Annotated in this window: 9 protein-coding genes; 1 reads left to right on the forward strand and 8 read right to left on the reverse strand. The window is 43.3% G+C overall.

Annotated features, from left to right (window positions below):
- Positions 1–41 precede the first annotated feature (41 nt).
- A complete protein-coding gene (gene lodB, locus NO992_RS07630; RefSeq protein WP_371375788.1) occupies positions 42–1,172 on the reverse strand; it encodes a lysine-epsilon-oxidase maturase LodB in 1,131 nt (376 codons plus the stop codon).
- 5 nt (positions 1,173–1,177) lie between these two features.
- Positions 1,178–3,262: a CTQ-dependent lysine 6-oxidase LodA gene (gene lodA, locus NO992_RS07635; protein WP_010375342.1), complete on the reverse strand. Its 2,085-nt coding sequence runs from the start codon at positions 3,260–3,262 to the stop codon at positions 1,178–1,180.
- A 387-nt stretch (positions 3,263–3,649) separates the two neighbouring features.
- Between lodA and NO992_RS07640 the strand changes: the two genes are divergently transcribed.
- The gene (locus NO992_RS07640; protein WP_371375791.1) at positions 3,650–5,341 is read left to right on the forward strand and encodes a hemolysin D; all 1,692 of its coding nucleotides are present in this window, start codon (positions 3,650–3,652) and stop codon (positions 5,339–5,341) included.
- A gap of 88 nt (positions 5,342–5,429) precedes the next feature.
- Here NO992_RS07640 and NO992_RS07645 read toward each other — a convergent pair whose 3' ends face one another.
- From NO992_RS07645 to NO992_RS07670, 6 genes are all read right to left on the reverse strand, one after another.
- Positions 5,430–6,671, reverse strand: a complete 1,242-nt coding sequence (locus tag NO992_RS07645; protein WP_371375794.1) for a hypothetical protein — start codon at positions 6,669–6,671, stop codon at positions 5,430–5,432.
- A 482-nt stretch (positions 6,672–7,153) separates the two neighbouring features.
- Positions 7,154–8,293, reverse strand: a complete 1,140-nt coding sequence (locus NO992_RS07650) for a DUF1570 domain-containing protein (protein WP_371375797.1) — start codon at positions 8,291–8,293, stop codon at positions 7,154–7,156.
- 183 nt (positions 8,294–8,476) lie between these two features.
- Complete coding sequence (locus tag NO992_RS07655) at positions 8,477–8,851, reverse strand: hypothetical protein (RefSeq protein ID WP_371375800.1); 375 nt, start codon at positions 8,849–8,851, stop codon at positions 8,477–8,479.
- A 24-nt stretch (positions 8,852–8,875) separates the two neighbouring features.
- The gene (locus tag NO992_RS07660; RefSeq protein WP_371375803.1) at positions 8,876–9,646 is read right to left on the reverse strand and encodes a hypothetical protein; all 771 of its coding nucleotides are present in this window, start codon (positions 9,644–9,646) and stop codon (positions 8,876–8,878) included.
- Between the two features lie 189 nt (positions 9,647–9,835).
- Positions 9,836–12,829 carry a DEAD/DEAH box helicase family protein gene (locus NO992_RS07665; RefSeq protein WP_371375806.1) on the reverse strand — a complete coding sequence of 998 codons (2,994 nt, stop codon included), beginning with the start codon at positions 12,827–12,829 and terminating at the stop codon, positions 9,836–9,838.
- Positions 12,830–12,833: 4 nt separating this feature from the next.
- On the reverse strand, positions 12,834–13,436 hold the full coding sequence (locus NO992_RS07670; protein ID WP_371375809.1) for a class I SAM-dependent methyltransferase: 603 nt from the start codon (positions 13,434–13,436) through the stop codon (positions 12,834–12,836).
- Between the last annotated feature and the right edge of the window lie 292 nt (positions 13,437–13,728).

A 13,728-nucleotide genomic window follows, 5' to 3' on the forward strand; every position in this document is an offset into this window, starting at 1 on the left:
AACTTGTGCGCTAGCAGTTGTTATTCTTCGGTTAGCTTAAGTTAAGCAACCTGATTGATAAGCTGCTGCCGCTTGAACCAAAAAGGCGCATCACACCAACGTTTTTCCTTATTATAAAACTGCTGCTTTAGCGCTAAGTACTGATCAAACTGACGCGCTAAGTCTTGTTGATATACCTTGCTGCTACGCATAAACGCTTGAGATGTTTTGGTATTGCCGATAATGGCTGCCGCTTGGCATCCCGATGTCATGGCAAACCCTAATCCCATAGAGGAAATAGGGTCAAACGCACAAGCTGCATCCCCCACAGGTAAATAATTTTTGAGATGAGAAAAACGGTTAAAATGACTCCCAGCAGGTCGGATCCATAGGTTTTCGTCGACCATCTTTGCCCCCTCAACCCGCCGTGACATATATTTACTGCTACCTAAGTGAGCTTGCCACTGTGCCAAACGATTTAAGCGCTGCTTTGATAGCAATTCAAAATCACTGAAATACGTTACAACTAACATATCGTTAGAAAGTGCCGCACTGTACCACCAGCCAAATTCGTCACTTTCAATTAGTTGCAGTTGCTCAAGCGCCCCTCGCTTTACTTTAAAGAAGGCACCAACCCCTGTAAGTCTGTCATATTGCTGAACAGCCGCTCCTAGAGATTTGCCAATCAGCGAATTACGCCCAGACGCATCCACAAGATACTCGCAAACAATGGTAAACTGACCATAGTCAGGATGACTCACGACCACTGAGTAACGGCCGTCTTGTAACTGAGTAATTGCTTTGCTTTTAGTGCGCGGGAATACCGTACCACCACGCTGGATAGTGCTTTCGAGCAAGGTTAGATCGAATATCTCACGATTAATTTGATAGGTTGCTCTATCTGGTGCAAAAATCGCGTGACGATTAGCGGATTGCTCACTTCCCCAAAACGCACTATTACCTTGAGTTGGAGTAAAACAGTGCGGACCGAAATCCGCTCTGTCTATCTGCAAATAGTCCAATACCGAAAACACACTTGCAGATACACTTTCGCCAATTCTTAATTTTTGTAAATCAGACTGCTCGATTAAAATGACTGATAGGTCTGTGTGATTGAGCAAGTTTAATGCGGTGCTAGCCCCAGCAGGGCCAGCACCAATTACTAGCACATCACATTCGTGAGTACCATTCATACCCATTACCGTCTTGTTCGAGTACCGCTACGAGGCACTTTTTTCGCAGCTCGTTTTTGCGTAATTGGCTTAGCCATTTTTTCTTCAAGCCCTTTTAGTATTGCTTTGGCCTTAGAGCACCCGCAAGACAGGTGATCTTTAAGGTCATCAGGAATGTAAAACACCGGAATATCGGTTCCGTCGTCTTGGCAATTCCCAGTAATATCGGAGACAGGCACATCCTTATACGCAAACAATTGGTGATTACGTTCGATTTCCGTAAAATACGGGAAATTAGGTTCATCACTATTTTGATTGCGGATAAAACCAAGTGCCGACCAATGCTCAACCATTTGCACAAAGCTATTAATACCCCGTGCATAGTTGACTTGCTGGCCAGCTGGAAGGTGAGTAAGTGATTGATCATCAAATTGATTCGTCAATACATCCCAAGGGCTTTGCGGTGGCCACCAGTAACTATAGTAAGTTGGGGCTGCTGGCACCATTTGCGGATCGTCTTCCGTGCCGACGTTCACTTTATTCACCGTTGGCTCGGTAAAGTTCACATTTTGAATAGTACAATTGAAAAAGTCAGCTTGCCATGGGCATGCCATGCGCTTGGTTAAATCTCCAGGCTGACAACCACCACCTTCGCACTCATCACGCTCAGCATCCAAGCCACTTGGAAAGCCATTACCCATACTTTGATCTTTGATGATATAAGGCGCCGCGTACACTGCTGGATTTTGTAAACTCCACGTTACCTCAATCCCTGGGCACATAGGTAAGCCAACGCAGTTACCCACGCTACCTTGATCCGCATAAAATACGCCAAACTCATCGACTGCACTCTGTGGCGCTGAAGGTTTAGCACTTGAAAAGTTACCAGCGGCCCACTGACTCAGTAAGAAGTATTGAGTCTGCGTTAACGTTAAAAACTTATCGACAATATTGTCTTCAGCGTTGCTCACCGAGTTACTGCCAGAGTTCATTGGCATCAGTGGTAAATTACCCTCAATACCATACTCGAAGAGTTGCTGATTGGTTTGATCGTTTGGCGGAGTTTGCTGCACTGTGGCTGGGTCAACTGGCTGTCTAAAATACTTAAAGTAAGCCTGACGATTCGCTTTGTTATCTTCAGAGCTGTCTTTAAAATCAAAAATATTGGAAACAAATGCCGACATAGATTGGACATTTGATACCCACTGATACCGACTGATACGCTGGATAATCGGCTCAATATCTTGGTAATAATTTGCCTGATAAGAAGACTGATACTCACCATTGCTGTAAAGCTCAGGACATAAGTTTTGTTCACGTACCGCAACGTCAAACATAGTATCACTGAGGTTGGAGATATTGACGATTTCCGGTGCAAAGTCCGGAGAGCCAACAATTACCCAAGCTGAGAGCTGCAAGGTTTTACCATCGTCAAACGTAACCGTGCAATACACAGTCCCATCCGCAATATCATCATGCCACGTGTCCGCGCCACCGTAAGATTCAAGAGGCTGGTTACCACCCGCATTCCCTTTACCGCCAAGTACTACTAAGCGGCCTTCGTTATCGGTTAAAATATCTCCGAGCGACTTTATTTCAGTGCCTTGGCACGGTTTGGGAGGGAAACTAACCGGATATCCTGCAGGGGCACTGGCGGCGTCAAATTCAGCTTTTGCATTTGCGCCAGATATCGTTCTTGGACCTGGGTCAATAATTAGGCTTCGACGATCCGTTGCATCTGCATTACGCCAAGGCGTGTTGCGATTGCTATAACTATTATCTTGACCATAGAGTAAGTTGCCTTGTAATTCATTAAACTCATACCATGCCGCCTTTTTATTCGCGACGTGTACGGTCCAACTAATGGATTTCACGTTATCGCTCGATAACGTTAGTTCATTGTTATTTTCGTCAATGATTTTAAAGGGTTGGCCCTGTCTGCGGATCCGGCCTTCTGCATCTTTAAACTGACTGACAGGGCTGTCTATCTGATTGCCCCATTCATCGGATTCAAACGGTAAACCACCTATTTTGTCTGGTGCTAAATAAAACTGACCATCGCTATTACCGAGTCTTGCGACACCGACAGAGGGGTGAAGTGAATAGTTCATATTTATATCCTTTAGATATAGTAACCACGGCACAAAACAACACACTTGTTAACAAAACATACTCAAGTGTGCGCTAACTTTCGCTTAAATTGAGTCACAGCTAAGTAGAGTAACTGTAGCACCAGCAATAAAATGTGCATATTTCACTTCATTACAGAACATACGACACGAACAAAATAATCAACAACCATATGATATTAATTGAGAAATATTTTTATCTTTTTTAAACCATGTAAGAGCCTAACACTCAAAGAACAAATCAGGTGATTAGAAAACTTATTCGTTACAAACAAAAATTAATTGAAACATTTATTTCACAAACTATAATCCTTGTCCCTCAGTTGAGTAAAAACGTTATTTTTTGCTTTTAGTTTTCAAGGAGTAGATATGAAAATAAAGCCTCTCACATTTGCACTAGGACTTGCATTAAGCAGCACAGTTCAAGCATTCACCCAATTTGGTGGACAAGGGATCATGCCCATGGGACATGAATGGTTAACCCGCACCGCAGCACTTGAAGTGCTGGATGCCGAACACATTATCGAACCAGATCCCAACGACCCCAGACACGCTTGGCGCTATGGTTTGGCAAAGAACATCGCGCTACATACCGCACAAGATGAAATTACTCGACTCCAGTCCCAGTTAAACAACAACCCGCTCTATGAACCAAGATACGACAGTGTGAACTCCGCCATCGTTGGTGAGCGCTGGGTTGATATTGCTGGATTTAACGTCACCAACGCCAGTACCGATCCTACCGGCCCAAACTGCTTTAGCGCAGTCTCGCAAGAGCCGGCTGACATTCAGCTAGATCACTTTATGCGCCGCTATGATGATATTGCAGGCCAAGGTGGTGTAGATGCAGCTTATCGCGCGCAAAAACGCTTTGTTCAACATTTTATTGATGCGGCTATGGCTGAGGAAAAGCGCCTCAAGGTATGGGATGGTGGTGGCCACGCCGCCCTTGCGGAAGTAGATCATAATTACTTTTTGTTTGGCCGTGCTGTTCACCTATTTCAAGACTCGTTTAGTCCAGAACATACGGTAAGGCTCCCAAAAGATAACTACGAAAAGGTTTGGCAAGTAAAAGCTTATCTTTGCTCAGAAGGTGCCGAGCAGCATTCGCACGATACCAAAGATGTGCTCAACTTCGCCAGTGGCGATGTAATTTGGCGAGCGAATACACGCTTAGAATCTGGTTGGCAGTCTTATCGTATTAGTAGCATGAAACCGGTTGCGATTGTCGCGCTGGAGGCCAGTAAAGATCTCTGGGCTGCGTTTATTCGCACAATGGCAATACCAAAAGCACAAAGACGTAGCGTAGCCGAGCAAGAAGCACAGCGACTAGTACAAAACTGGTTGTCGTTTGACGAGGCAGCTATGCTGGCTTGGTATGAGGACGAAAGTAAACGTGACCATACTTATGTACTGGCCCCTAATGAGTCGGGAAAAGGGAAGTCGCTTGAAGCCTGTATGGCAGAGCTAAATGTAGGTACAACTAGCCAAGCCGAGCGTGTTGCACAGCTAGATGCAGAGCGAAACCAATGTCTTTTTAATATCGAAGCCGAACCTGGTTTTGAAGATCTTAACGACCCACACTTAGATATACCCTACAACTGGCGTTGGAAATCTCTAACCTGGCAAACGCCACCAAGCGGCTGGACATATCCGCAGTTAAGTGCAGATACGGGTACACAAATCACGATAAAGTCGCCAGTAAATAACCAGTATTTAGCAGCACAGACCCTGAGCAATAATACCCGAATTACCTTTAGCCCAACTGAGCCTCTCAATTTAATTCAGGTAACCAATGCACAGGGTCAGCACTATTTTAGAGCCACTCAAGCCCCTTCACTGTTTTTAAGTTACAGCAGCAAAAGCGCAGGCTATCTCAAACTCGTAGACTCCCCTAAACAAGCACTCTACTCGTTGATCTATCAAGGTGGTGTGTGGAATATCAAAAATCAATTTTGGCAGCAATATATTTGGTTTAACCAAGCGCAAAACCAACCTGAGTTAAATCGCCATGGCGAGCCGGACCAGTTATCCGCAAAGTGGATGATTGAAGGCATATAACTTAACACAACCCCCAACCAGCAGGCCCTATCTAATTGAGGGCCTTTCCCTAAATAGACTCACTCAGCGTGCCTGATACAAAGTACTATTAACTTTTCTTGCGCAGCCAAAAGAGGCTTCCTTCAACGCTTAACCAGGCTTTTTTACCACCACAATCTATATAACTTAAGACTTCTTCTTTTGAGCCCAATGTGTAGCCATATATCTCTTTTTGTTTGGTCTTTTCTTGACCTGTAAGCATCTTGATAAAGTGCTTATTGTACCCTTTGATTGTCGCTTTTAGCTCATTCAAAGCTTTGCTCTCGCCATCCTGCGCAAAACGCATCAACGCCTCTGCAGATAGCATAAAAATACTCTCTTCTTCATATTCATCAAGGCAAGCTTGTAGTTTATCCCACTGCTTTAAGATGACTAAACCATTCACATACAGGTATCGACAGGCCTGATTATCGTTGGGATTAAGTCGAAGCAACACTTCTAGCTCATCAACCGCCTCTTGTACTTTGTCTGCCCAAAAGTAAATCCACGCTTTATGGTAACGAATAAACATATACGGTCTGGTTTCGTGGATAAGCCAAAAATTGCCTTGATTTTCTTCAATATAGTCAGGCGTAATAAAGTCTTGTTCTTCATTGTGAATAAACTGTTCAAGTAAAGGGATTGAATCAATGTGAGTCAATTTGAGCAAGTTTTCAATCAGTGCGTTTCTTATTTCTTCTTGTTCTTCATCAAAATCTTCTTCAAATTCAAACGCTCCGAACTCGTTGTCTAACTCAGGATCCCAAATCAACGTATCCCCTAACTCCATAATCGCGCCTGCCAAATAACGCTTTACCTCATGAGCCTCTCGCTCAAAAGGCATCATAGGCTCAGCGTGTGAAAACGCCGCCTTTGCTGCATCTAAGCTAGTAAACCCGGTGAGCTGTTGTTGTAATTCACTTACCGCACCTTTCTGCTCTAGTGACAAGTTCTCAAAAGATACTTTATCCAACGCCTTAAGCAGACCAAGACAAAAGCTCGGTAACGGAGCCCCCTTTGCTAATGATGCAGCAAAGTCTTGCTTAGAGAGCGCACACTCTTTTGGCAACTTATAAGTTTTTCCATCCAAGCTTGAAACGCACTGCTCATGCAAATCCATTAAGGCTTCTAACTGAGCACGGTAAATAACCGTGTAATCACCAAAGAGTTCAGGCAACCACTCGTGTATTTCAGCAATATCATTAATGGCAACTTTGCCAATCAAATAGCCTTCAACAAAATAATAATCCGGTTGATGCTGAGTATCTTTAGAAAAGGCATTAACTGCTTTGCGTAACACACTTGGAGTCATATAGAACATTCCTTTAATAATTGGGTAAGTAGGGGCCGCTTTACACGGCGATCTCTACATAAAACATCGCGGAATAAATCCCCTCATACCATACTAGATCCCACTGGTAAAAACCACTTCACGCAGGTGGGGGCGCTTTACGCGGCGATCTCTACAAAAAACATCACGGAGCCAATCCGCTCCCACCACACTAGACTCCCACTGGTAGGAGCCGCTTTACGCGGCGATCTCTACATAAAATATCGCGGAATAAATCCGCTCCCACCACACTAGACTCCCACTGGTAGGAGCCGCTTTACGCGGCGATCTCTACATAAAACATAGCGGAGCCAATCGGCTCCCACCACACTAGATTCCCACTGGTAGGAGCCGCTTTACGCGGCGATCTCTACATAAAATATCGCGGAGCCAATCTGCTCCCACCGCACTGGCCCCGCTGGTGGGAGCCGCTTTACGCGGCGATCTTTGCATCAAATTCAGGATCACAACCTTTGCGGTTCTACTGGGCTCTGTATAAAGGCGGCGAATTTATCAACTATGTTTGGATAATGCGCACGTAGCAGAGCTTGTGACTCTCGGTTACTCAAAGCACGACATCGCTCAGTTTGCTCTTGCAGCATCAATTTCTTCAAACTCAATCTCCCAGTCGTGGTAGACATCAAAAAATGGATGGTCGCCCAACTACTTTTATACATCAGCTCAGAATTGTAAGACTTCCATTTGGATTCTGCATTGATAAGCTCATAAGGCGATAACACTCGCCCTGTAATATAACCGCGATGTAATCTAGCTTGATTTGGTGCAACAGTGCCGACCTGCATCGTCACTTTTACGGTTTGAAAATAGCCTGCAAGTCCCTCATTTAACCAACGCGGCGTATATCCAATCACAGCCTGATTAATAGCGTGCACCGCTTCATGAACGGCAGTTTGCATCGTCGCATGATGATTTCTCTGCTCAACCAAAGCAAGGTTGTATCTACCCAAGTAGAGACCAACATTACCCTTTGGATTGCCACCATAGGATTTAACCACTCGCTCATATTCGCGCCGATTAGGTAGCACCTTGATCCTGAGCGTCACCTTTTGCATCGCGTCCAAGCCAACAATACTGGTATACCCTCTAAATACGGCATTCAGTTTAGCGCTTAAGGTGTTTTTAAACTGATCCGTGATATTTGGACCGGAGATATTGAGGTCAAAGAAATCAAGAGCACGATTACGCTCTGGCTGATAATGCTTAGCCGCAAAGTTCGGTTTTTTATCCGAGTAATTCGTAATGCCTCTTTCATCAACCCAAGTGTATATCCCATTCTCAACACGGTATTTAATCCCCTCAGCTTGCTGAGAAGCACAACGACCAAACTGTCTTAAACTCGTTTGATGGTCAAAAATATCTCCGTTTGGTGACTGAACTGAACTTGGTTGTTTGAACTTTTGCTCTGAAACCACAGGCGCATTATTTAATTCCGTTTTTTGGTTGCTTAGCATATTGGTTAACTGAGGCTGTATTTGAGTAAACCAAAACTCACGGCCATCAAAAAAGAGAAACAACAACACAGAAAACACAACCAAACAGGCCTTAAAAATAGCCTCCTTCCACTCGCTCCAAGCGCCCTTCATTCCTTGACCCTCAATCCTATTTTTTATTGAAATTTCGTGATAGTGAGAATAACCAAGCTATAATCCCGCAGTTAGAAACCGCTTTACACGGCGATCTCTACATAAAACATCGCGGAATAAATCCGCTCCCACCACACTAGCACCCGCTGGTAGGAGCTGCTTTATGCGGCGCTCTCTTGCATCCTATTCCAGAAAACCAATCCCTCTCGCAACCTTTCGGCGCTGCCAACCCCAACAAAGCACTAAAGCAACCACACCACTTGCGTAGGTCACGTACAAAGGCACTGAGGTGTCGGCATCCTCAGCATACATAAACACGCTCGACATCACCCAAGCTGCAACTGCACCAATCAACAGCCATACCGCCGCAGAATAAAGCTTATACACTGGCGCACTTATATAACCCGACAACACCACACAAGCCGCTGCAACACCACCTATCACCGGCTTCTTCCACCAGCCCGCATACTCCGCTAATATCCCAGCCAAGGTTGCTGACACGATAAAAGTCACGATGACAATTATGATAGACAGTAAAAATTTAAGGGCATGGTTCATAATTCACCTTTGCAAAACCTCAGACTACTGAATATAGTCTACAACCTTCATCGATCTAAAATTGAGATGCTTTTCTTCATGATGTTCTGCATCCAGCACTACTGACAAGTACGGAGCAAATACCATTTTTTCATCCGATGAAAGCTCAAACTCCATTTTAAACATTCGCTTACTGCCCACAGGAACAGTAAAGTAATCAGAGTTATAACTACCATATCGCTTTTCACCTACATAGTATGCGAGTAATCTAGCTTGACTATCTTTATGATCAATCGCATAGCTTTTATTTCTAATCCTAAAAGCATTATCACGAGGAAGCAGATTAATAGCGTAAAAGGAGCAAGTAAGATTTTTACCGCGCTTTTCACATCTATCCTTCTTTACTTCAAACCCCGCGTAGTGTTGAAAAGTTTTGACGGGGCCATCGTATTCATCGTTGAACATGGAAAGTGATATCCAAGGATCTTTTAGAAACATCCCTGCTGAAAAAAATGCTGCACATACAAACACAGTTAAAATTGACTTTATGAATCTCCTAAAAGTGCTTAGTCCGGCTCTCTCAAATTGATAATATAAATAACTTATCATCACCACACTAAGCACCAAAATTGGTATAAAGCGAATCAAGCTACTACCAGAATAAAGCACGTAGGCCTTCACTATCTCAACAAGATCAGTTGCATATGCGCCAATGACGATACTGGTTATAAAAACGGTAAAAGCAATCAATTTATTAAATGAAAATAAAGCCGCTTTTTTTACTGTGTTGTGTTGTTGTGACGCTGAGCCATCCATTTGTTTGCGTGTCCTAGTTGCTAAAGTTTTGAAATACAATCAAAGTTTTTATCGATAAATAAATTTACAATCCATCTACATAGAGTTCAAGCTGTAATCTATCATCCGTTATGTTGATAGAGAAACCTATCTGGTTGTTAAATCAATATCAGCTCCTCTTTGACGCTGACAGCTCATACCCACCTTGCGTTAGTTCACAGGGAGTTTCAAAACTTCTCTCAACCGCGCAAACGTCACAAACTCATCGTTGGCTTCCATTACTGCATACTCTGGGTTTCTTGCCACAAGTAAGTAGGTTACTTCACCTTGCGCATCAATCTGTTTTCTTACATCTCGTAGTAAAAATTGTTCGTCGCCAGCTGCGTCAAAGCGCTCGATGGCGATAGTGGTATTTGTAATTGATCCTGCATTGTTCGATGTGATCCGCTCTAGTAACAATAAATCCCCATCGAAGATCGGGTATTTCCCACCATTCATAGAATTGCCACTAGCATGAGCTAAGAAGTGTTTTTCAGGGTCGACTTTCCCACACCCTGGTGGTGCAGGCACGAAGGACATTTCGCTACTATCACCTGTTTTAAAGTGACCACAAGCAATTTGTAAGTTAGGAAAATATGGCAGCTGTACTACGTTTTCCCCAACATCTGTGCTTTGAAGTTGGTTTGGTATCGCATCATCTGTTACCGTCTGTGTACTTTCGAGTTCGGCTAGCCTGTCACGTTTGGTATGAAGATATCTAGCAAGGCGATAGCGGCTTAACTCCAATATACAATCGGTCAGTTGTTCAATATCTTGCGTTTTAACTTCAAGGTTTAGTTTGAACTGTGCTTCTTCAATGGATTGATTTGGTGCTTGTTCAATTGAAAACCAGTGGTGTGCTTTTCGCTTATGCACAGGTTTTTTTGCTTCCGTGAAAGCGTTAATCGGATTATCGAACCAATAATTGAACCAAGCTTTACTGCCTTTGCTTTTGCTTCTGTCCTTTTCTGATATGTCTAGCTTTCTTAACTGAGGATAGTGCAATAGCACATCATAACTCTTATCTGCCAGCGCTCTTAATGTGGGAGGATAAGCTATACCATCGAGCTGAACAAAGGCTTCAAGCAAAATGGCTTTAAAGCATTTTGTCATGCTGGTCACTTCGACAGCCTCTTTTAAAAACACCTTGTAGGGCGCAAGCCACTTAGCTGAAATACTACTAACGCTCTTTGCTTTTACAACGAGCTCAAACCAACTTCCATAGGGTTTTATCTTCTTAAACTCACCATACTCATGGAAAAACTCACAAGCATCAGGCGCATGACCTAACTGATCTGCTAGATTTTGATAATCATCAAGAGCCGTGGTTCGCTGTTCTTTAGCGAGTAGCTGCCAAAAGTCAGTAATTTCTAGGTCGTAATTTACAAAACACCCTTCAGGTAGCAGAACTACTTGGTTGTCTTTACTGAACTTAGCAACTAAGTCTCTAGGCGAATGTGTACCAAAAAGTGCATAAGGCTTGTTCAGAAAACTGTGGTGGTTACCAATAAAATCTAATACCACCAAATGCGTTTTCTGTTGATGGATTCTCAGTCCACGACCTAATTGCTGTAAGAATAAAACCTTTGATTCACTGGGCCTCAGCATCATCACAGTGTCGATACTGGGTAAGTCAGTGCCCTCATTAAACAGGTCAACACTAAAAATAATTTGTAGTTTTCCAGATGCTAAATGCGCGAGTGCTTCACTGCGTTTTATGCTTGACTTTCCATGTACTGAAGCCGCTTTAATTCCCGCTTTATTGAAGTAGTTTGCCATGTAGTCGGCGTGTGTGGTCGAAATACAAAAAGCCAGCGTGCGTGTTTGCGCTAACTGTTTCCAGTGCTGTAAAGCATGTTTTGCTCTGTGCTCTGTCGCAAATTGATTGTTTAGACTGGTTGGATCAAACTTGCCGTTACGCCAAGGAATTGCGGTATAGTCAACGCTTTCATCCCAAATACCATAATAGTGAAACGGCGCGAGCGTTTTGGCGTCAATCCCCTGCACCATATTCCGCTCATAAACGAGGTTGTTGTCACACAGGCTTAAAATATCGGCTTGGTCCGTTCGCTCTGGTGTAGCTGTTAAACCAAGTAAGAATTGCGGCTCAAAGTAAGACAGCAAATTTCGGTATAATTTACTGCTCGCATGATGAAATTCATCAACAATAATGTAGTCAAAATAATCGACAGTGAACTGCCTCAAACTCTCTGTTTTACCAATGCTCTGTACAGAGGCAAACAAAAAGTCGGCATCACTTTGTTTTTGCTTACCTGTATAAAACCCTGCAGTACAATCAATTAATCGCGTAAACGTCTTGGCCGCTTGCTTGAGAATTTCTTCTCTATGTGCCACAAATAGGACTTTTTTAGCGCCTACTTGTTGAACATCAAAAGCAGCAAGCCACGTTTTGCCCATTCCCGTCGCTAATACCACTAAGCCTCTTTTATAGCTTTGTGCTCTTGCGTTATTTAGTTTTTCTAGGGCTTCTTGCTGCTCAGGTCTAGGGCCAATCGGCTCAATATCTATGTCGTCATCGACCTTACTAACAGTTTTGAATTGTGGCTTCTTACGACGTTTTTGATAGTGCTGTATCCACAGGTAGCTTAAACATGTTGTTTGAGGGTGATTAAATAAACGGGCAAACGCAGCCTTAAACTGCAAAAACGTTGCCTTGTTATTACCACTCTGACTGGCTATAAAATCATGGCGAAAACACCATTCTAACCCTTGAGTTAATGCCACTGCACTTATATTGTTTGAACCAATAAACGCACTCCCCTCGTAAATTTGACTATCTTCACCTTTGGTTTTGGTAAAAATGTATGACTTCATATGGAAACTCTCATTTCCGCGAGTTTCATATACTCGTAGAACAGCCCCTAAAGTCTGTAGTGTCATCAATTCTTTTAGTGCGAACGGGCAAGTAAAGTCTAGGTAATCCGACGTAAGTAGCTTTAAGGTAGTGCCGTTTACTAGAGCGTCGTACAAAGCATCAAAAAGTAAATCAAGACCAGATCGCTGAATAAATGAAACGGTAATTTCAATCTCGTCAGCTTGCTCGATGGCATGGAGCAGTGCAGGCAATAAGGGATCATCGCCCCCTATATAAAGTTGCTTATTGGTGCACAGCGCAAGTTTTCCTCCTTGGTTCTTACTGCTCACTTGATTAATCCTTCCTAAGTAGAGCGTTTAACCAAAGTTCATTATCGCGGTTAGGCCTTCTATCTTCCGTCACCCATTGCTTAATGACGTTGAGATTTGGACATGCTGTGATAACTTTTGATAATCCGTCTTCATTAAGATCTGTAAATCTACGGCCATTGTGCTCCCGTTCACCCGCACCATATTTGAACGAAACATACAACACACCATGAGGTTTAAGCGCATCTTGTAACTTCACAAAAACATTGGACAGGTCTTTCAATGCAACATGTAAAAGGCTGGCACAAGCCCAAATACCATCAAAAGCAGCAATATCTTGTATATCTTCAAAGAATTGGTGTCTCACTGGTTGGCCTAGTTGTGTAGCGGCAATCTTCACTAGCTTTTCGCACGCATCCATTGCGCTAACTTCATAGCCTAGTTGTTTGAACGCTACCGCGTCGCGGCCACTGCCACAACCCGCGTCAAAGATGTGAATGTGACTTTTCTCACGCTTTGGTAATTCAGGAAGAAACTCCTGATAAAGCGGTTGCATGTCCACATTGAATGTTGAGTTTGCAAATTCATCTGCATGTTGGTCGTAATAAGCGAGCGTAATTTCGGACATCTTTTACCTAACATAACTTCATTTAGTGGCGCAGTGTAAATGACGAAAAGTATGATTTCCATGTCACCATTGAAACTCTGCAAACTCACATTTGCTGTCCGTCGCCAATGTGATGCCACAGTAAAGCTGATCTTACTAATCTAAATGGTTAGATAAACGCTCAAACACATAAAGATCCTGTTCGTGAGCGGTTACTTCATCCTTAACCGCTGTATATATTCATTTGAAATTAGATGTAAACGAATGCTGAGAGTATTAAACCCGAAAATCCGTGCGTTTTGTAGTGATTTAC

Origin of the sequence: Pseudoalteromonas sp. DY56-GL79 (genome assembly GCF_041414765.1) — a bacterium.
GTDB lineage: Bacteria > Pseudomonadota > Gammaproteobacteria > Enterobacterales > Alteromonadaceae > Pseudoalteromonas > Pseudoalteromonas piscicida.

What these genes read in the sequence shown, in the direction of transcription:
- lodB (WP_371375788.1), bottom strand. Translation starts at nt 1,172, where the DNA reads ATGAATGGTACTCACGAATGTGATGTGCTAGTAATTGGTGCTGGCCCT.
- lodA (WP_010375342.1), bottom strand. Translation starts at nt 3,262, where the DNA reads ATGAACTATTCACTTCACCCCTCTGTCGGTGTCGCAAGACTCGGTAAT.
- NO992_RS07640 (WP_371375791.1), top strand. Translation starts at nt 3,650, where the DNA reads ATGAAAATAAAGCCTCTCACATTTGCACTAGGACTTGCATTAAGCAGC.
- NO992_RS07645 (WP_371375794.1), bottom strand. Translation starts at nt 6,671, where the DNA reads ATGACTCCAAGTGTGTTACGCAAAGCAGTTAATGCCTTTTCTAAAGAT.
- NO992_RS07650 (WP_371375797.1), bottom strand. Translation starts at nt 8,293, where the DNA reads ATGAAGGGCGCTTGGAGCGAGTGGAAGGAGGCTATTTTTAAGGCCTGT.
- NO992_RS07655 (WP_371375800.1), bottom strand. Translation starts at nt 8,851, where the DNA reads ATGAACCATGCCCTTAAATTTTTACTGTCTATCATAATTGTCATCGTG.
- NO992_RS07660 (WP_371375803.1), bottom strand. Translation starts at nt 9,646, where the DNA reads ATGGATGGCTCAGCGTCACAACAACACAACACAGTAAAAAAAGCGGCT.
- NO992_RS07670 (WP_371375809.1), bottom strand. Translation starts at nt 13,436, where the DNA reads ATGTCCGAAATTACGCTCGCTTATTACGACCAACATGCAGATGAATTT.